The following is a 19,775-nucleotide window of genomic DNA, read 5'->3' on the forward strand; positions in this document are numbered from 1 at the left end:
AAGAGCAAATGGCATTTAGTTTATTTAAAAGAAGCGGCGAAAAACAACCCTGGGATGTAAAAAGCTTACGTGAAGCTATATTACGTTTCATTAAAGAATCGTTACAAAAGATAGAAGGTGGAGAAGGCGGCCATATTAAAGAGCTGAAGCTTTTTATAGTTGCCGATGCTGAGGACAAGCCTATTTATGAGGGTGCGGTTTATGTACATGATAAAGCGCTGTTCAAAAACGAGGTTCAAAAAATAGCCGACGATTTTGACATCAATTTACCTTCTGACTGGACGCTGGATGTTGAGTTCACCGATGAGCTCCCGGCGGAAGCGAAAAGGATTCCCGACCTGGATGCAGCCTTTATCATGAATACCCGCAAGCAGGTTGCACACAATGCAGCTTCCTTTACAGCCTATTTACGCATCCTGAGTGGTGAGGCCGAAAAAGAAGAATACCTGATTAAAGCAACAGACCCCAAACTTTACATTGGGAGGGATAAAAAGTCTGTTACCGAAAATGGATCGTTCAGGCTAAATCAATTTGTTTTTCCGGGAGAGAGCAGGGACGAAAGTAATAAATACATCAGCAGGCAGCATGCCCATATTGAATGGGACGGCGAAAGCGAGCGCTTCATGATCTTTGCTGATGAAGGCGGCGTACCTCCGCGCAATAAAACCAAGATCCATATTGCGGCTGATGGTAAGATGATCAAACTCAATTCCACTCAAATTGGCCATCCCCTAAGTGAAGGCGACCAGGTAATATTGGGAGAATCGGCGGTATTTTTATATACTACGATAGCAAACCGATAGAGCTAAGAAAAGGACGAGCGTTAGGAAGCGAAAGAAAATCCCTAACCATGCTCTGTCAAAATGACCTTCCTACCGGCATATGGTTAAAGGGAACTTATTTCCTGTACTTTAATCGCTTCCAAAATCCCATCCCAAAGTGCAATGCGCGCCTGTAATGCTTCTTTAACAGCAACAGTCGCGTCGGCCCATTTGCTGTCATCATCGCCGCAAAGTTCGGCAGTCATTTGATAGGCCAGTTGGGAATGATGGTCGCCGTCAACTTCTATATGGCGCTCAAGATAGTATAACAATATATCAACCTTACCCGGCAATTGTTGGCTCAGCTCTTTTACTATGCTTACAAACATATCCGGAATCAAATCTTCGCGGCCAAAAGTGAATACTGCAGCTTGCAGATGATCTTTATTGGTATCGATAACGTCAAATGTGTGCTGCACAAAATTGCGGGCGGCAACAGGAATATTGGCAATGATCAGCGCTTCATCAATATGCTTACCGAAGTTTAATTCATTAAACAGATTGTTGATCCCTTCAGCTTGGCTGCCGGCCTGCTGCATGGCACGCAGATAAAGTTCGAAATGGCTTGCACGGTTTCCCTGCTCATCGATATCGCTTTCCTCGCCGGCAACAATTTCATTGATGAGGTAACGGGTATTGGCGTTCCCGGTTGGCATCCATGGCGTTACCGTACAGGTAAGCTTTTGCTGCAAAGCTTTTAACAACGACATAAAATCCCAAACAGCAAACACATGATGCTCCATAAAAACGGTAAGCTCATCAAGCGATGTAATATTTTTATAAAGCTCGTGACTGATAAGCTGATCGCGTAAAGGATGGATCTCGATTTTTAACTGTGCAATGCGGTTGTTGTAATTTGCCATGTATCAAAAATTGTATGGGTGGCAAAAATAGCAAACAACGTGATTATTAATGAACTGATTATTTTTTTTGACGACGGGGTGATGGGGGATTCTTTAATTATAGTTGCTTTAATAAGGATTTAAAGCACTGCTAACTCGGAACGGATCAGATTACTGCTACAAGCGATATCATTAACTTAAATTTAAGAAATTGAAAGGCTGCCCCAGAGGGGCAGATCATTATGCTTAATAATTCACTTCCATAAGTTTACCATAAAGACTCGAAGCATCACTCCTTTTCACATAACTCTTTACTTCCCCACCACTATCTTCTCCCCCATTCGCACCACGATATCCGACCCGACCGCATAAAAAGCAGAAACCGGCTCTTTTTCCAAAAACGGCCTAACTGCTTCACCATAGAGTGCGGCAACATCAGCATCAAAAACATACTCGCGCACCAAACCCGTTTGCCATGAAACATGCTCAACCTGGTACTCCATGGTTTTTATGGGGCTTAAGCTATTATATCCCCAGTAATGTTCCAAAATGAATTCTTCTGCGCTACCGGCTTTAATATTTACTAACTCATTACTCGCGGTGGCACCAAGTTTATTCCAGCGGCCGTTTAGCTTCCACTCATATAAAAATTGGGTGTGATTATCTGCAGCTGAAGTGATAGAACTACGCATAAGCAGGGCACGGTAATGCTCTTTGTAAAGATTGTTGGCAATAAGCACTATCATGCTTTTCGGTACTATTTCGCTTATAAAAACAGCGCCGCGCTTCCATTCGGTACCATTAAAGTATCGCACGTAAAATCGCAGGTTAACTTCTTCAAAGTTTACATGCCAGGGCCATTTAATACCCAGTACCCGGGTATCCGAAAACATGAAACCAACCATACTTACCAGCGCTTTTCCTTCCCACAGGTCAAGCACCGTGCCTGCCGGCTTATAAGGTTTTAATATTGCCGCATCAACCTCGTAATTGAGCATTACAAGGTTTTTCCACTGGGCTTTTAAAAATTCGCTTTTAGCCATAAAAAGAAAAATCCCGCCTTTTTTACGAGCGGGATATACTAAAATGATTAATATTTTTTATAATATTTCATAGCCTCGGGTATGAGGTTCTGGATATCGGCAATACGCGTAGCATCGGCAGGGTGAGTGCTTAAAAATTCAGGCGGTGCCCCACCTTTGTTTTGGGCTGCCATACGTTGCCAAAAGGCAATGGCATTGTGCGGATCATAACCGGCCATAGCCATAAAAGTTAAACCTAAACGGTCGGCTTCTGATTCCTGTTTACGGGAATACGCCAACAATTTCAGCTGGCTTCCAACACCATATAAAGTACTTATGGCAGTTTGTGTAGCCTGCGACTGCTGGCTTGTCGCCGCTCCTACCAGTTGTCCGCCCCCTTGTACCAACATCTCCTGCGAGATCCGTTCGGCCGAGTGGCGGGCAATGGCATGCCCAATTTCATGGCCCATAACTACAGCAAGATAGGCATCGGTATTGGCTACAGGTAATAACCCGCTGTAAACCGCAACTTTACCACCAGGCATACACCAGGCGTTAACCTCGCTACTCTGGATCAGGTTAAACTCCCAATTAAAGCTATACTGATCGCCATAACCGTTTTCTTTGAGGTATTTTTCAATGGCTACAGCCAGTCTGTTACCAATGGTTTTAACACGTTGCGCATCGGCACCGCTGGCCACCACTTTAGTTTTAGGGTCGGAAAGCAGTTGCTTATAGCTTGCCGCTGCCGACTGGTTCACTTCGGCATCGCCAACCAGGCTTAATTGTTTACGGCCGGTTAGCGGCACAGTTGAACAGGAAAAGACAGCCATGATGGCTATCAGGACTAATAAAGGTTTAAACTTTTTCATGGTGATTAGGCAGCTGTTGTTTTCTTCTTAAAAAAATTAACTTTCGATTCTTTGCCTCTTATTAAACGTTCAATGTTTTTTTGGTGGGTTACCAGCACAAGTACGCAAATACACATGCCATAAATTACTATAGACCGTATAGGTGTCGGAAAAACAAATGTAACGCCTATAGGGTAAGTAAAGGCAGCTGCAATTGAGCTAAGCGACACATATTTTGAGATCAGTAACACCGTTATAAAAACCACTATACATAATAAAGCAGCATGAAAATGTATAGCCAAAATCATTCCAAACAAAGTTGCTACGCCCTTGCCGCCCCTGAAACCTGCAAAAATAGGGAACAGGTGGCCCATAACTGCCGCTATGCCTAAGGCCAGTTCATAATTAGTGTATGCTGTTGAATTGATGGCACCTGTAGCAGATGCACCAATGAAATAAGCGAAGTTTGTTGCTGCCCAGCCTTTAAATATATCAAGCAGCATCACGGGGATGCCCGCCTTTTTACCAAGCACACGAAAAGTATTTGTAGCACCTGCATTACCGCTTCCGTACTCGCGTACATCCACATTGTAAAAAGCCATACCAATCCAAACAGCCGTAGGTATTGAGCCGCACAGATAAGCCATTATAAGTGCTGTAACAGAGTAAACGGTTATCATTCTCCTGCAATATTACAAAATTGAAGCGGTAAAAGCGTTTTAATCACAGCGCTTTTACCACTAAACTTTGTTTAACAATGTGTTATTTGATGTTTTAATTACCCCTATTTTACGGCTTTCAGGCTAAGGTCAAGGCTTTTAACCGAATGAGTAAGCGCCCCGACAGAAATATAATCGACCCCACAATCGGCATATTCACGTATATTATCAATGGTGATACCGCCCGAAGCTTCGGTAATATAACGCCCTTGTATTATACCAACAGCCTGCCGCAGGTCATCAAAATTGAAATTATCAAGCAGTATGCGGTTAACCCGGCCGGTTTGTAAAACCTGCTCCAGTTCATCAAGATTACGTACCTCAATTTCAATGGCAAGTTTTTTTCCACTGTCGGTTAAATATTGATTAGCGCTTTCAATAGCTTGTCTTATTCCGCCGGCATAGTCTACATGGTTATCCTTAATCAGGATCATATCGTACAAACCAAACCTGTGGTTTACGCCTCCGCCTATGCGTACCGCCCATTTTTCGAGATAACGAAGCCCCGGTGTGGTTTTACGGGTATCTAAAACTTTAGTATTAGTCCCTTTCAGCAAATCAACTATCTGCCTGGTTTTTGTAGCAATTCCCGACATACGTTGCATACAATTTAGTACCAAACGCTCGGCGGTCAAAATACTGCGCGAATTGCCCTCAACCTCAAAAGCTATGTCGTTATATTTAACCGGGGCTCCGTCCTGCAAAAACACGTTAAGTTTAAGGTTTGGATCAACCACATGAAATATTTCGGCAGCCAGCTCTACACCGGCCAGTATTCCTTCGTCCTTAACTAAAAGTTTTGCTTTGCCGGTAGCGTCAGCCGGGATGGTTGATAGCGAGGTATGATCGCCATCGCCCACATCCTCACTTAAAGCATTATTTATAAACTGGTGTATTAGTTCTTTATCCAATTGTGTACTTTTTGAGTGTCAAAAGTAACAACAATTTTTAAATGGGGGGATTGATTACGGTAAAGATAATGGTTCATTGTTCATGGTTCATGGCAAATCTCTGACTATGAAAACGGTTCAGCTCCAAACAGGTGCTATGAACCATTAACTATGATCCATGAACTACGTCATTTCACCTTTTCATCCTCAATCTTCAGCTCAACAACGTTAGTACCTTTACCCGCGTCTTTAAGGGTGATTGCAACCCGAAATTCGCCCTTATCTGTATTCAAAATATAAACACCAAAATGATAATTACCCCCCGAATTTATTTTATGTAACAGCTTAATACTTTTAGGCTTATTCCGGGCGAAGAACTTATCCAGTATAACTGTAGCCTGGTTTTGCGAGTAAACATTCTCGTCTTCCATAATGGTGATCTCAACATTATTGGCAAATAGCTTGGAAAGCTCTTTGGTATTACCTGTTTTTAAAAGATTGGCCACGTTATCTATAGCATCTGCCGATGAGACATATGGGAGCAGCAGTAAAAAAATAAACGACGGCAGGTATATTAATTTCATACAATAATAACGTACTAATGGGTGCTAAAGTTACAAAGAGCGGTTAAGTGTTTACTCGTTTTTTAATAAACTAAAAAGCTGTGTTCATTAAAACTGTATAATAAACACTAACAGTATAATTTAAGTTTTATTTCAGGCTGCTAACCTAAATTAAAAAATTATATATAAAGTACCCAGTTGCCTTTATATTTGCATTGTGGAAAACAAAAAGAAACTCGCACTAATAATACTTGATGGCTGGGGTTATGGCCGCAACGATCAATCAAACGCTATACTGGCTGCCAATACTCCTTTTGTTGATGGCCTGCTTAAGCAATATCCAAATTCAAAGCTTGAAGCTTCAGGAACAGCAGTAGGCTTACCTGCCGGGCAAATGGGCAATTCGGAAGTTGGTCACATGAACCTTGGTGCAGGCCGCGTGGTTTACCAGGAACTTGGCCGCATTCATAAGGCAGTTGATGACAATGAGCTGCCAACTATCCCCGTATTGAAAGATGCGTTTGAATACGCTAAACAAAACAATAAAGATGTACACTTTATCGGTTTAGTATCTGACGGTGGTGTACATTCGCATATTCGTCACGTGAAAGGCCTTTGCGACACCGCAAAACAGCTGGACGTTAACAATGTATATATCCATGCCTTTTTAGATGGCCGCGATACCGATCCTAAATCGGGTTTGGGCTTTGTTACCGAACTTGAAGAGCATATTGCAGGTACCGGCGCTAAGATAGCTTCGGCGATAGGCCGTTACTATGCCATGGACCGTGATAACCGCTGGGAGCGTGTTAAACTGGCTTACGACCTGATGGTTAATGGCATTGGCACATCAACCCAAAACGTTACCGAGCTCATCAAACACTCCTACCTTGAAGGTGTTACCGATGAGTTTGTAAAACCGATAGTTGCTGTTGATGACGCAGGTAAACCTTTAGCCGTTATTAAAGATGGCGACGTAGTGATCTGCTTTAACTTCCGGACCGACAGGGGCCGCGAGATCAGTATCGCGTTAACTCAAAAGTCGTTCCCCGAATACAACATGCACCCGCTGGCTATCCGTTACATCACCATGACACCATATGATGAAACGTTTAAGAATGTTCAGGTTGTTTTCAATAAAGAAGATCTGACCAAAACTTTGGGCGAGATCCTGCAAAATGCAGGTAAATCACAAATCAGGATTGCCGAAACCGAAAAATACCCGCACGTAACCTTCTTCTTTTCGGGCGGCAGGGAAAAAGAGTTTGCCAACGAAAAAAGGTTATTAGTACCATCACCAAAGGTTGCCACCTACGATTTGCAGCCTGAGATGAGTGCTGCCGGTATCCGTGATGCCATTATCCCGGAACTGGAAACCGGCTGGCCTGATTTTGTTTGCCTTAACTTTGCCAATACCGATATGGTTGGCCATACCGGTGTTTTTAGCGCGGTGGTTAAAGCAGCCGAAACTGCCGACAGCTGCACCAAAGCTGTTGTTGAAGCAGGTTTGGCCAACGGCTATTCGTTTATTATCCTGGCCGACCATGGCAATGCCGATTACATGATCAACGAAGATGGGTCGCCCAATACGGCACATACCACCAACCTGGTACCATGTATCGTGATTGACAAGGATGTTAAAGAGGTAAAAGACGGAAAACTGGGCGATGTGGCGCCAACCATATTAAGTATATTAGGTGTTGCCATCCCTCCCGAAATGACTGGTAATGTATTGGTGTAATCCAAAAAACATAAGCAAAGCCGCCCTGATGGGCGGCTTTTTATTGTTAATAGCAAATTTATATTCCTGCCGGCCCGATAACAGGCAAAGCGGTGCCAAACTGGTTTACTTTGACCTGAAAGAATTTTTCAGGGCCGATTCGGCACGGCTTACCAGGCTAAACCCCGCAGTAAACAAAACGGTTACCCACAATGGCGTTACCGAAACCAAAATAGTACACATTGGCAACTGGAACCAGGAGCTTAATTTGTTTATCCAGTCGGACATTAACCGCCCGGCCTGGAAAAACAGTTATGCAGTTAGTACAAGCGATAGCGCTATTATTTATAAGGCCCGTACCCCCGAGCTTAAAACCCGTCGCATCATCATCAAAAAAGCCGGCGATAAAGTGGCGTGGATCCTGATCTATAACCACACCAAAAACCTACTGTACGAAACCAACGAAAAATTGAGTTATTTTCCCGATTCACTTTACCTGATCCAAAAAACGCAACATGTGAAATTGATGGGCCGGAACGATTACAAGGTGCAGGGAACCCTGCCTAAAAGGTAAAAGAGAAAGTTTAACCGGATTTTAGTGCTGCTTCACTAAAGTATTAACCCCTGTAGTAGCCTGGATGAGTTTCTCTTTTGACTGATCGATCAGTGCGGAAATGTCCATGCGGCCCGGATTATCTGCCAGTACTTTTTCCAGATCGGCAACTGAAGCCTTTAACGAGTTTATTCCCCTTGCTTTGTCATAAAAACGAGATGTCGCCTGCAATTTAAACATACCGTAGTCGCGGTAAGCTATGCCCCTGTTTTGGTAGTATTTGTTATCCCTGAGATCGCTGTTAATAGAGATGGCCTTTGTAAGATCCACAATAGCGCCTAACAGGTATAGTTCCTTATCCGCCGCCGAAGCCTGGCTGTCTCTCCCCAGGTAGCTTTTTGCCCTTGCCCTGTAATAATAAGCAGTAGCATCTGCCGGCTTTACGGCAATTACCTTGGTATATGCCAGTATCGATTTTTTGTAGTTATCGCTGTGGTAGTATGAGTAGCCCAGCATCCACATAGCGTTTGCATTTGTTGAATCAGTTATGCACGCCTTTTCCAGGTGTGACACCGCCGAACGGAAATCGCCATCCATGAGCGCCTGCTGGCCGAGCCGTACATAAGCGTTTTGTGCTATAGCCGACTCGAGCGAAGACATGATCAGAAGGGGCAGGATAACTGATAACTTCATTAAACGGATTACTGGTAAAACAAAAATGGTATAATATTAACTATTAATATCCTAAATTATTATGCCATATTGTGGTTTTATATAAAATTTTTCACACGTACAAATAATTTAAGCAAAGCGATACTATGACTTTTTTTCATCTTTACCAATAAAATCTTATTTATTTACAATTCGTTTTACAAATTTGTAACAAACATGTAACCAGTACGTTAAATCACCAGATTAATTGTTGCTATTTATTATCGTAACTTGGCACAGCTCTTGAACCATAGTTATGTGCGATTGATAATCGCAATTTAACCTGTAATTGAAGTGGAAACTATCTTACAGGCTGACAACATGACGTTTTATTCTACTAAAATATAATAATGAATTTCGATCCGTTTGATTTTAAAAATGCTTTACCGGTTATAAACGAGGATTCAGAATTTTTCCCGCTAATGTCATCGGAAGATGAGGAGGAGATGAATAATGAGGAACTGCCCGATGTAATGCCTATTTTACCCTTGCGCAATACTGTACTTTTCCCGGGTGTTGTGATCCCAATTACAGTTGGCAGGGATAAATCAATAAAACTAATCCGCGATGCTAATAAAGGCAGCCGCATGATTGGGGTGGTTTCGCAACAGGATGTGGGGATTGAAGACCCTACTTTTAACCAGCTTAACAAAGTTGGCACTATAGCACTCATTATAAAAATGCTGCAAATGCCTGATGGAAACACCACCGTTATCATCCAGGGCAAAAAACGTTTTTATTTAAAAGAAGAAGTACAGAGCGAACCCTATATAAAAGCCACAGTTGAGCCCTTTCATGAGATAAAAATCAAGGAAGATAAAGAGTTTAAAGCCATGGTATCATCCATTAAGGATATGGCCATGAATATTATCCAGCTTTCGCCAAATATCCCGAGTGAAGCAGGGATCGCAATCCGCAATATCGAAAGCACATCGTTCCTGATCAACTTCATATCATCAAATATGAACGCTGATATGACCGCTAAGCAACACCTGCTTGAAATTGCCAACCTGCGCGAACGTGCCAACCTTGTGCTTGAGCATTTAACGCTCGACCTGCAAATGCTGGAATTAAAAAACCAGATCCAGACCAAAGTACGCGTTGACCTTGACAAACAGCAAAGGGATTATTTCCTTAACCAGCAGCTAAAAACTATACAGGAAGAACTGGGCGGCAATACGCCCGACCTGGAAATTGAGAGCCTGCGCCAGCGTGGCATCAAAAAGAAATGGGCAAAGGAAGTTAAAGATCATTTTAACAAAGAGCTTGAAAAACTGAGCCGTACCAATCCCGCAGCAGCCGATTACTCGGTTCAGATCAATTATCTTGAACTGCTGCTTGATTTACCATGGAACGAGTTTACCAAAGATAACTTTGACCTTAAGCGTGCGCAAAGAATCCTTGATAAAGATCACTTTGGCTTGGATAAGGTAAAACAACGTATTATTGAATACCTGGCTGTGCTTAAGTTGAAGCATGACATGAAAGCGCCTATTCTTTGTTTGGTTGGCCCTCCGGGAGTTGGTAAAACATCGCTGGGTAAATCAATAGCCAAGGCTTTAGGCCGTAAATATGTACGCATGGCATTAGGCGGTATCCGTGATGAAGCCGAGATCCGCGGTCACCGTAAAACATATATTGGTGCTATGCCGGGCCGCATTATCCAGTCGATAAAAAAGGCGGGCGCTTCAAACCCGGTATTTATTTTGGATGAGATAGATAAAGTAGGCAACGATTTCAGGGGCGATCCATCGTCGGCCCTGCTTGAAGTACTTGACCCCGAGCAAAACGGCACCTTCTCTGATCACTATGTTGAAATGGACTACGACCTTTCAAACGTAATGTTTATAGCTACTGCCAACTCACTGAGCACTATCCAACCTGCCTTGTTAGACAGGATGGAGATCATTGAAGTGAACGGCTATACCATTGAAGAAAAAATTGAGATAGCAAAGCAACACCTTGTACCTAAACAGCGCGAAGCACATGGCTTAAAAATAAAAGATGTAAGTCTTAAAGCAGATGTTATCGAAAAGGTGATAGTTGATTACACCCGCGAATCGGGGGTACGTTCACTGGAGAAAAAGATAGGTTCGGTTGTGCGCGGCGTGGCTAAGAACATAGCCATGGAAGAGCCTTACAACAGTGTTGTAAGTAAAAAAGATATCGAAAAGATACTGGGCGCACCTATTTTTGATAAAGACCTTTATGAAGGCAATGACGTAGCAGGCGTTGTAACAGGCCTGGCCTGGACTTCTGTAGGCGGCGACATCCTGTTCATTGAAGCCAGTTTAAGCCCCGGAAAAGGCCGCTTAACACTTACAGGCAGCCTTGGCGATGTAATGAAAGAGTCGGTAACTATAGCCCTCGCTTACCTGCGCGCTCATGCTGCCGATTTTGACATCAACCCTAAACTGTTTGATCAGTGGGATGTGCATGTACACGTACCGGCAGGCGCTACCCCTAAAGATGGCCCGTCGGCAGGTGTTACCATGCTTACAGCACTGGTTTCGGCATTTACACAGCGTAAAGTAAAGCCCAATTTGGCCATGACGGGCGAGATCACCCTCCGGGGTCGGGTTTTGCCTGTGGGCGGTATCAAAGAAAAGATCCTGGCTGCAAAACGTGCCAACATAAAAGAGATCATCCTGTGCAAATCGAACCAAAAAGATATTCTGGAAATTAAGGAAGATTACATCAAAGACCTTAGCTTTCATTACGTTACCGATATTAGGGACGTGATAACGCTGGCCCTGCTTAATGAAAAGGTTAAAAATCCAATAAATCTTACCGTTAAAGAAGACGAGAAAGCAGCAATTAACTAAAGCAGGACTATTTTCTGGCATAAAACAAAAGTTTTACAGTTATGCGCTGTAAAACTTTTTTGTTTTAGAAGTTCTTCATGACAAGGTATCGAAACATAATGCCCAACTTAAAATAGTGTTCGCGGCTCGAAGTTTAATTTTCATTTGTAATCTCAACCCCATCCCTTATTGCCACTTCAAGTATATCAATGTTTATATCTTTTAAATTATTGAACTTAATACAATACCCTGTCACGCTGGCCTTGCCTATCTCTTTTCCATATGTTTGGGGTAAATATTTTTTATCCTTAATACCCAGGATATAGATAGAAATCCCCGTAGTGTTGGCGCTCATACCAACCTGAAAAAACTCCCTGGTTGTTCCGTTAGCGTATTTTATGGTGTAAGATCCATATCCTACGTTAGGGTTGCTAACAATCCGGCCTTCAGCGTTTCTACCATCCTCAAACCATAATTTACATCCCGGTAATATTTGAAGTATATGTCTATGTAAAATTTGCATATCACCACGTTTGGGTTCAGGTTGGCTGGCAATATACTCTTCGGTTTGTTGCTGCACGTTCATATAAATATGGGATTATGGGTTGTTTGCATGTCTTTTTAAATTTCGTTTTATTTTTAGTAAAACCCTAATTCATTCTTTTTACCTTTTATCGTTATACTTTTCTCTTTGTGTTGACTCATCAATCAAATTTCAAACCGTAATACCCCTAAATTTATAACTGCTTTATTTGCATCGGGTTTTTTATATATTAGCGCACATATATACTATTATCCTATATAAACCCCAATGCCTAATAAACTATTTTTAACACTGGTATGCCTGCTAAGCGCTACCTGCTTATTTGCACAAACCCGCGGTCATGAATTTGGTATTCAAACTGACAATGATTCGTTCCTTGGTCAGGGATCTGACAGGTATTACACCAATGGTATTTTCTTTTACTACCGAAAGGCGTTAACCGTAAAACCGTCCGAAAATTCACTCCAAAACAAAGTTTTAGGATTTGAGTTAGGGCAAAAAATGTTCAACCCCCAATCGGGCTTTGTACGCGGACCATTTGATATTGACAGGCCGTTTGCTGCTTATACTTATATAGGCTCAACACTTAACTTGCTGTACAAAAACGAAAGTAACCTGAAGCTTGGCGCCCAGATAGGCCTGGTAGGCCCGGCCGCGGGAGGCGAACCTGTGCAGAAACTTATTCACAATACTTTCGGTTTTTACAAACTTAACGGCTGGCAATACCAGGTCAAAAATGATTTAGAGCTCAATCTTTCGGCCGAGTATAATAAGCTGCTGGCCCGTGCCTCATGGATTGACCTGAGCTTTAGCTCATATGCCAACCTGGGTAACGGCTTTACCGGCGCTGGCGCCGGGGGGATGGTACGCCTGGGAAATTTCAACCAGCTATTCAATTCCATCAGTACCCAAAGTACGGTATCAACCGGCGGTGAGGAAAAATTACTGCACAAGCACGAGATCTTTTTTTACTACAAGCCCTTAGCCAATTTGGTTGGTTATGATGCAACCATCCAGGGCAGCCTGTTCCGCAAACATGACGACCCAAACAGCCTGGAAGTTGTTTCAGAAAAGAAACCGTTTATATTTAGCCAACAGGTAGGTGTAGCTTTTACAACCAGCCGTTTCGCTTTTGATATAGCGGCAATATTCCATACCAAAGACACTAAGGAAATGCTCCGCTCGCACCAATGGGGTTCAATTACCGGGCTTTACAGATTTAAGTAAAGAGATTAGAGGTTGGAGGTTAGTGATTAGAAGAACCGCTACCTGAACCATCATGTCATTGCGAGGAACGAAGCAATCGCACGGAAGCATTGCCACTCTGTAGAGTATGCGATTGCCACGCTGCGCAATGACATAGCTTTAGAGAGTTCGCTTAACTACTCACCAAAATCATTTTTCCTATTCTCCTTCTTTACCGATTGCCTTTTCTTGCTGTCCAATCTTGCCGCTTTTGCGGCTTTACTCACTTTAGTGGGTTTACGCACTTTGGGCTTTTGAAGGGCTTTTGTTAGCAGCGTTGTTAACCTTTCAATTGCTTTTTCTTTATTGAGATACTGGCTTCGCTCTTCATCACATATTACCTGCACGTAACCATCTTTGTTAAGCCTGTTCTGCAGTTTTTCGGTTAGCAGCAGCTTTTCCTCATCGTTAAACAAAGCGGACGAACCTATTGAAAATAACAGTTCAACCTTGCTCGAAACCTTATTTACGTTTTGGCCGCCCTTTCCCCCGCTTCTTGATGTTTTGTAGCTCGTTTCCTTTTGGAGATCGGCTTTGTTAAAATTCATCTTCAAAAATAAGCCTTATTGAGTTACCGCTATCGGGCCATTTGCTAATAATTTGCTATTTTAGCAGCTCTATGAACAACAATATCGTAGTAGCCATTGATGGTTATTCTTCGTGCGGGAAAAGCACCCTGGCAAAAGCTTTAGCAAAAGAGCTTCATTTTATCTATGTTGATAGCGGCGCTATGTATCGTGCCGTAACCTTATACTTTTTAAGGCATAATATTGATCTTGAAGATCATGCCCAGATAGCGGACGCGTTGCATAATATCCATCTTAATTTTCATACGCAAAACCATAAAACCTTTATTACCTTAAATGAAGAGGACGTGTCTGAAGAGATTCGCCAGATGCACGTTGCTGATAAAGTTAGCTCGGTAGCAGCTATAAAAGAAGTGCGCGCAGCCATGGTAAGGCAACAGCAGCGTTTAGGCCGCTCTAAAAATATTATTATGGATGGCCGCGATATCGGTACGGTAGTATTCCCTGATGCCCAGGTGAAACTGTTCATGACTGCCGATCCAAAGATTCGCGCCGAACGCCGTTATAAAGAGTTATTACCAACCAACCCTAACATTACTTTAGAAGAGGTTTTTGATAACCTGGCACACCGCGACTACCAGGATACCACGCGCGAGGAAAGCCCCCTTACCCGCGCCGAAGATGCCATTATATTAGACAACACCGACCTAAGCCAGGATGAGCAATTGATGTTTGCCATAAGCCATATTGAACCGTTTATTGCGGAGTAATGAACCATGATTTTTAGGATTTAAGGATTTCTTGATATTTAAAGCCTATCAAGAAATCCCTTAATCAAGTGAATCATGGTTCTGCTTAAACTTCTCCGCCTTAACCCCAAACCTGTTTAAAAAATCCACCCCTTCATCGCTTGCCAGGCCTTTGTATTCGGCATAAGATTTATCGTAATACACATGGGTTATACCCGCCGAATAGATGAGCCTTGCGCAAGGCAAACATGGCGACAGCGTGGTATACAACGTAGCGCCTTCAAGTCGTGCCCCGTTTTTTACCGCATAAAGTATCGCGTTTTCTTCGGCATGCAGGGCAAGTGAACAGCTGCCTTTTGAATCGCGCGCACAACCTGTTTCGGGCCATTCCACATCACAATTATGTGTTCCAGCCGGCGGACCGTTATAGCCTATGGAAATAATCCGCGTATCACGCGTTAAAACCGCCCCAACATGTGCTTTAACACAATGCGACCGCTCGGCCAGATCAGTGGCCAGGTTCATAAAAATCTGATCAAAGCTGGGTTTCATAGTTTAAAATCATTATGTCATTAAATATCATTGGGTCATTACTTCATTTAAAAATGACTTAATGACCCAATAATGATTAGTGACTGGTTAAATATTAATGTCCGCCTTTAACTTCAACAGTATCAAAGTCGATACCTTGCTGCTTTAATACACTTTTAGCTTTAATTGCATAAAATGCAAGGTAGGCAAAACAAGCAACACCAACTAAATATGACCATTGGATGCCGATTAGGTCCGGACCACCCAAATAACCTTGTAATAAGCTTATGAAACCGCCACCCATAATCATCATGATAAGGAAACTTGAACCTTCGTTGGTATGGTTACCCAAACCAGTTACAGCAAGCGTATAGATACATGGCCATAATGTTGAGCAAAATAAGCCAACACTAATAAACGCGAAAACGCTAACCATGCCGCTTGATAACATACCTATGAACAAAGCGGTAATTGCACAGCCCGAGAATATTAATAATTGACGGGCGGGGTTGCCGCGGCTCAACAAATCGGCAACGATCAATACAACAATGACAAACGCATATATATAAAAAGGAGTAACATCATGCTGCGCAAGCTTATTAACGGCGAGGAATACTGCAAAAGCAATATAAGGCATTACAACTCTTAATATCTTTTTAGCACCACCTGCAAGATTAAACGCGCCTATTGAGGCTGTCCACCTGCCTATCATTAAACTTGCCCAATAAAGAGATATAAAAGGAGCAATATTGCCCGTTTCAGTATGGAGCTTTTCTTTCATAAATTCCGGCAGGTTACTTGCCGTCGATACTTCAACCCCAACATAAACAAATATTGCTATCATACCCAATGATAATTGCAGATAGCTTAGCGCGCTTTTTTTACCGACAGGTTTTACACCTTTTGAAATATCTGTTGGGGAGCTGATCACATCCTCATCCGTTACTGAAGCTATTTTATTAGGAACAGATGAGAATTTGAAGATAACAGCAACTACTAAAAATAAAGCACCCAAAATAAGGTATGGAAATTTAACAGCGCTGATGCTTGCTACGTGCGTAGCACCGCCAACCTGGCCAAATATTGCCAAACTAACCAACAGCGGCCCAATAGTAGTACCAAAATTATTTACCCCACCGGTTAAGCTCAAGCGTTGTGCACCTGTTTTAGGATCACCAAGTGCTACCACTAACGCATTGGCAGCAATTTGTTGAAGCGAAAAACCTAAGCCAACAATGAACAAACCCGTAATCATCAAATAAAATGAAGCTGTTTCGGCAGCCGGGTAAAATAATAATGTACCCAAAGCGGATAAAATAAGACCGGCAGCAATTCCATTCTTATAACCATACTTATTTAAGATATCGCCGCCACTTGCCTTTGAAACAAAGAAGTATATAATTGAACCAACAGTATAAGCTAAATAAAAGGCAAATGAAATCATTTGTGATTGCCATTGTGCTAAGCTTAGTTTTTCTTTAAATACGGGTATTAAAATGTCATTACTTGCGGCCACGAAGCCCCAGAAGAAAAATACGGTAATTAACGTGAGCAACGCCGACCCGTAATTTTTTTTGTCGTTTTGTTCCATTTGTAAAATAGGTTGTACTAATTTGATTTTTGAATCTCTAAACATAATTCAATTTTGGTAAAAGTCTCACCTCTTTTTTAAATAAATTAAATCACAATTTTAACTTTCGTTGTTTATGAGATAAAATTGCATATTCGCAATGTTCAAAAAAGAACAAAGCTTAACTTAATGATAAAAGCCATTGTTTCGGGTATCGGGTTTGGATTAGTACTTACATTTATTACCGGCCCGGTTTTTTTTGCGCTCATTAAAACCAGTATCGAAAAAGGGTTTCATGCCGGTGTTTCGCTTGCCCTTGGTGTGGTTTGCAGCGATGTGGTTTTTGTGGGCGCAATCCTGTTTGGTTCGCAATATATCGATGTATCTGACCATACCAAAGTTATAGCAGGCGTTGTAGGCAGCGCCATATTATTCGCGCTTGGCCTATATTACATGTTCAAGAAAAGCGAGATCAATTATGAAAATAAAGTACCATCAGGCGCCGACCGCTTTGGTTACATACTTAAAGGTTTCCTGATGTGCATTTTTAACCCTACCCTCCTCTTCCACTGGACGGTGGTGATCGGTGCAGCCAGTACTACATTCCTGGTAGGTACACCGCACAGATCCTTTCATATAGCTGTCATGTTCCTTACCATACTCATCATACAGTTTGGTATGGATACCCTCAAAGCTTTTTATGCCAATAAGCTCCGGGCACGTATTTCGGTTAAGTTTATTCACCGTTTAAATGAGGTTGCCGGTATTGCTCTTATTATCGCCTCATTGGTGCTGATTGATAAGCTGGTTACACATTTTGTATTTGCAGCGCCGGCGGGATCGTAGGTTATCAATCAATCACAGTTATGCGGAACTTGTTTCGGCACCCCACACGCTTAGTCTCCTCTATGTTAAGCAACCGACGGCTTGTCTTATGGGATCCCGAAACAAGTTCGGGATGACGGAAGATGAGCATAACATCACACATCTAATAAAAAATCCTAAAACACAAAAAAGGCGATGAAAAACTCATCGCCTCGTATATCATTCCCCCTTTAGGGGGTAAGGGGGCATTACATATAAGCTCTTTGGTTTTTACCTTCCATCCAGTTAACAAAGGCGCGGTTAACAACCTTGTTACCACCCGGGGTTGGGTAATCACCACTGAAATACCAATCACCCAGGTTATCAGGGCAGGCTATGTGCAGGTTATCTAAGGTTTGATAAATTACCTGTACCTCACAATTCACATTTTTAGGTGTGATGATCTGCGCAATACGGTCAGAGATCTGCTGATCGGTAAACAAGGCATAAATCTCTTTCACATAGTTTTCAACTTCTTCCTTAGGCAGTTTCTGGCTGTCTTTACATTTTTGATAAACATCCAGGATCACATCTTCCCTGCCCATCTCTTTTAACAAACTGATTGCAGCTTCAAATGCAACAAATTCACCCATACGTGACATGTCAATCCCATAGCAATCGGGGTAACGGATCTGCGGAGCAGATGAAACCACAACTACTTTTTTAGGGCCAAGCCTGTCAAGAATTTTCAGGATACTTTGTTTCAGTGTAGTACCACGAACTATAGAGTCATCCAATACCACTAAGGTATCGGTGCCTTTTCTGATCAATCCGTAAGTAGTATCGTATACGTGGGCCACCATTTCGCTGCGATCCGCGTCCTGGGTGATGAAAGTACGCAGTTTAACATCCTTAATGGCTATTTTTTCAACCCTTGGGGCTACCTGTAATATTTCGGTAAGCTTTTCTTCGGTAATGTCGCTTCCAAGCTCAAGCAGTTTTTCGTACTGATATTTCTTTACATACTTATGCATACCCTCAACCATACCATAAAAGGCAACTTCGGCGGTGTTGGGTATGTAAGAGAATACCGTATTTTTAATGTCATGATTAACAAAATCCAATATCTGCGGGCAAAGCAGGCGACCTAATTGCTTACGCTCACGGTAAATGGCCGAGTCGCTGCCGCGCGAAAAGTAGATCCGCTCAAAAGAACAGGCTTTCTTTTCTTTTGGCTCACTGAACATATCCTCGGTTATCTTACCATTCTTTTTAACGATCAACGCATGGCCGGGGCGAATTTCCCTGATCTCCTCCATCGGCACGTTAAATGCCGTTTGGATAGCAGGGCGTTCAGATGCTGCAACAACGATCTCATCATTATAATAATAAAATGCCGGACGGATACCCACCGGATCGCGCATTACAAAGGCATCTCCGTGGCCAAGGATCCCGGCAATAGTATAACCGCCATCCCAGTTCTTGGCCGATTTACGGAGGATCTTGGCAACATCCATATCATTAGCTATAAGCTTACTGATCTCCATGTTATCATCTAATCCCTCACGTTTGTACTGATCGAACAAGCCCTGGTTTTCAGTATCGATGAAGTGGCCTATTTTTTCGAGCACAGTAACCGTATCGGCCTTTTCCTTTGGATGCTGACCTAATGCATACAGTTGTTGCAGTAATTCATCAACATTGGTCATGTTAAAATTACCGGCAATAACCAGGTTACGGGTCATCCAGTTGTTTTGCCTCAAAAACGGGTGGCAGCTTTCAATGCTGTTTTTGCCGTGGGTACCATAACGCAGGTGCCCTAACAAAACCTCGCCGGTAAAGCTCACATGTTCTTTAAGCCACTCAGCGTCCGCCATTTTTTCGGGGGTCTCTTTCTGAATGTCCGCAAATTTCTTTTGGATATATTCAAAAATGTCGGCAACGGCATTTGAGGCCATTGAGCGGTGACGGCTAATGTATCTTTTGCCCGGTTCAATATCCAGTTTAATGGTAGCAACACCTGCGCCATCCTGGCCGCGGTTGTGTTGTTTTTCCATTAAGAGATAAAGTTTGTTCAGGCCGTACAGTGCAGTTCCGTACTTTTTCTGATAATAAGATAGTGGCTTTAGTAAGCGGATAAATGCCACACCGCATTCATGTTTAATCTGATCGCTCATGATTCGGAATGAGGCTGCAAAGGTATCATTTTAAAATGAAGTATCGGTAAAATCTATTGTCATAAATTAGTAGTTTATTGATTGCCTGGTTGACTTGGTGAATGATTGATTTAATGAGTAGCTATCGCACTG

At 42.5% G+C, this 19,775-nt stretch carries 19 protein-coding genes; 7 read left to right on the forward strand and 12 right to left on the reverse strand.

Going from position 1 to position 19,775, the window contains the following annotated elements; translation table 11 throughout:
• The first annotated feature begins 8 nt into the window (after positions 1-8).
• On the forward strand, positions 9-803 hold the full coding sequence (locus BLS28_RS22120) for an FHA domain-containing protein (protein ID WP_091172475.1): 795 nt from the start codon (positions 9-11) through the stop codon (positions 801-803).
• An 83-nt stretch (positions 804-886) separates the two neighbouring features.
• Here the strand turns inward: BLS28_RS22120 and BLS28_RS22125 are convergent, their stop codons facing one another.
• The 6 genes from BLS28_RS22125 to BLS28_RS22150 form a co-directional block, all read right to left on the reverse strand.
• Positions 887-1,684 carry a DUF3050 domain-containing protein gene (locus BLS28_RS22125; RefSeq protein ID WP_091172478.1) on the reverse strand — a complete coding sequence of 266 codons (798 nt, stop codon included), beginning with the start codon at positions 1,682-1,684 and terminating at the stop codon, positions 887-889.
• A 290-nt stretch (positions 1,685-1,974) separates the two neighbouring features.
• Positions 1,975-2,706: a YqjF family protein gene (locus BLS28_RS22130; RefSeq protein ID WP_091172482.1), complete on the reverse strand. Its 732-nt coding sequence runs from the start codon at positions 2,704-2,706 to the stop codon at positions 1,975-1,977.
• A 47-nt stretch (positions 2,707-2,753) separates the two neighbouring features.
• Positions 2,754-3,557, reverse strand: a complete 804-nt coding sequence (locus BLS28_RS22135; protein ID WP_091172486.1) for a M48 family metallopeptidase — start codon at positions 3,555-3,557, stop codon at positions 2,754-2,756.
• A 5-nt stretch (positions 3,558-3,562) separates the two neighbouring features.
• Positions 3,563-4,216, reverse strand: coding sequence for a glycerol-3-phosphate 1-O-acyltransferase PlsY (gene plsY, locus BLS28_RS22140; RefSeq protein WP_090531854.1), 654 nt, complete (start codon positions 4,214-4,216; stop codon positions 3,563-3,565).
• A gap of 104 nt (positions 4,217-4,320) precedes the next feature.
• Positions 4,321-5,166 (reverse strand): carboxylating nicotinate-nucleotide diphosphorylase, encoded by an 846-nt coding sequence (gene nadC, locus BLS28_RS22145; RefSeq protein WP_091172490.1) that lies wholly within the window; start codon positions 5,164-5,166, stop codon positions 4,321-4,323.
• 167 nt (positions 5,167-5,333) lie between these two features.
• On the reverse strand, positions 5,334-5,729 hold the full coding sequence (locus BLS28_RS22150; RefSeq protein ID WP_091172493.1) for a DUF4783 domain-containing protein: 396 nt from the start codon (positions 5,727-5,729) through the stop codon (positions 5,334-5,336).
• Between the two features lie 196 nt (positions 5,730-5,925).
• On the opposite strand from BLS28_RS22150, the gene gpmI reads away from it, so the two are divergent.
• Complete coding sequence (gene gpmI, locus BLS28_RS22155; protein ID WP_091172496.1) at positions 5,926-7,449, forward strand: 2,3-bisphosphoglycerate-independent phosphoglycerate mutase; 1,524 nt, start codon at positions 5,926-5,928, stop codon at positions 7,447-7,449.
• Positions 7,436-8,002, forward strand: a complete 567-nt coding sequence (locus BLS28_RS22160) for a hypothetical protein (RefSeq protein ID WP_091172500.1) — start codon at positions 7,436-7,438, stop codon at positions 8,000-8,002. The genes gpmI and BLS28_RS22160 overlap by 14 nt, the downstream gene beginning before the upstream one ends.
• Positions 8,003-8,023: 21 nt before the next feature.
• Here the strand turns inward: BLS28_RS22160 and BLS28_RS22165 are convergent, their stop codons facing one another.
• Positions 8,024-8,674 carry a tetratricopeptide repeat protein gene (locus tag BLS28_RS22165; protein WP_090531867.1) on the reverse strand — a complete coding sequence of 217 codons (651 nt, stop codon included), beginning with the start codon at positions 8,672-8,674 and terminating at the stop codon, positions 8,024-8,026.
• 368 nt (positions 8,675-9,042) lie between these two features.
• On the opposite strand from BLS28_RS22165, the gene lon reads away from it, so the two are divergent.
• A complete protein-coding gene (lon, locus tag BLS28_RS22170) occupies positions 9,043-11,517 on the forward strand; it encodes an endopeptidase La (RefSeq protein ID WP_091172505.1) in 2,475 nt (824 codons plus the stop codon).
• Positions 11,518-11,650: 133 nt separating this feature from the next.
• On the opposite strand, the gene BLS28_RS22175 is transcribed toward lon, so the two are convergent.
• On the reverse strand, positions 11,651-12,082 hold the full coding sequence (locus tag BLS28_RS22175) for a DUF1801 domain-containing protein (protein ID WP_091172507.1): 432 nt from the start codon (positions 12,080-12,082) through the stop codon (positions 11,651-11,653).
• Between the two features lie 225 nt (positions 12,083-12,307).
• Between BLS28_RS22175 and BLS28_RS22180 the strand changes: the two genes are divergently transcribed.
• Positions 12,308-13,267 (forward strand): lipid A deacylase LpxR family protein, encoded by a 960-nt coding sequence (locus tag BLS28_RS22180; protein WP_091172511.1) that lies wholly within the window; start codon positions 12,308-12,310, stop codon positions 13,265-13,267.
• A gap of 155 nt (positions 13,268-13,422) precedes the next feature.
• Here BLS28_RS22180 and arfB read toward each other — a convergent pair whose 3' ends face one another.
• Positions 13,423-13,833, reverse strand: coding sequence for an alternative ribosome rescue aminoacyl-tRNA hydrolase ArfB (gene arfB, locus BLS28_RS22185; RefSeq protein WP_091172514.1), 411 nt, complete (start codon positions 13,831-13,833; stop codon positions 13,423-13,425).
• Between the two features lie 71 nt (positions 13,834-13,904).
• Here arfB and cmk point away from each other — a divergent pair, with 71 nt between their 5' ends.
• On the forward strand, positions 13,905-14,582 hold the full coding sequence (gene cmk / locus BLS28_RS22190; protein WP_091172517.1) for a (d)CMP kinase: 678 nt from the start codon (positions 13,905-13,907) through the stop codon (positions 14,580-14,582).
• Between the two features lie 60 nt (positions 14,583-14,642).
• Here cmk and BLS28_RS22195 read toward each other — a convergent pair whose 3' ends face one another.
• Complete coding sequence (locus tag BLS28_RS22195) at positions 14,643-15,113, reverse strand: deoxycytidylate deaminase (protein ID WP_091172520.1); 471 nt, start codon at positions 15,111-15,113, stop codon at positions 14,643-14,645.
• A gap of 94 nt (positions 15,114-15,207) precedes the next feature.
• Entirely contained in the window at positions 15,208-16,683 is a 1,476-nt protein-coding gene (locus BLS28_RS22200; RefSeq protein WP_091172671.1) for an MFS transporter, read from the reverse strand.
• Between the two features lie 168 nt (positions 16,684-16,851).
• On the opposite strand from BLS28_RS22200, the gene BLS28_RS22205 reads away from it, so the two are divergent.
• Complete coding sequence (locus BLS28_RS22205; RefSeq protein WP_091172523.1) at positions 16,852-17,508, forward strand: LysE family translocator; 657 nt, start codon at positions 16,852-16,854, stop codon at positions 17,506-17,508.
• 227 nt (positions 17,509-17,735) lie between these two features.
• Here the strand turns inward: BLS28_RS22205 and BLS28_RS22210 are convergent, their stop codons facing one another.
• Positions 17,736-19,643: an amidophosphoribosyltransferase gene (locus tag BLS28_RS22210; protein ID WP_091172525.1), complete on the reverse strand. Its 1,908-nt coding sequence runs from the start codon at positions 19,641-19,643 to the stop codon at positions 17,736-17,738.
• Positions 19,644-19,775: the final 132 nt, after the last annotated feature.

Origin of the sequence: Mucilaginibacter gossypii (assembly GCF_900100945.1) — a bacterium.
Lineage (GTDB): Bacteria > Bacteroidota > Bacteroidia > Sphingobacteriales > Sphingobacteriaceae > Mucilaginibacter > Mucilaginibacter gossypii.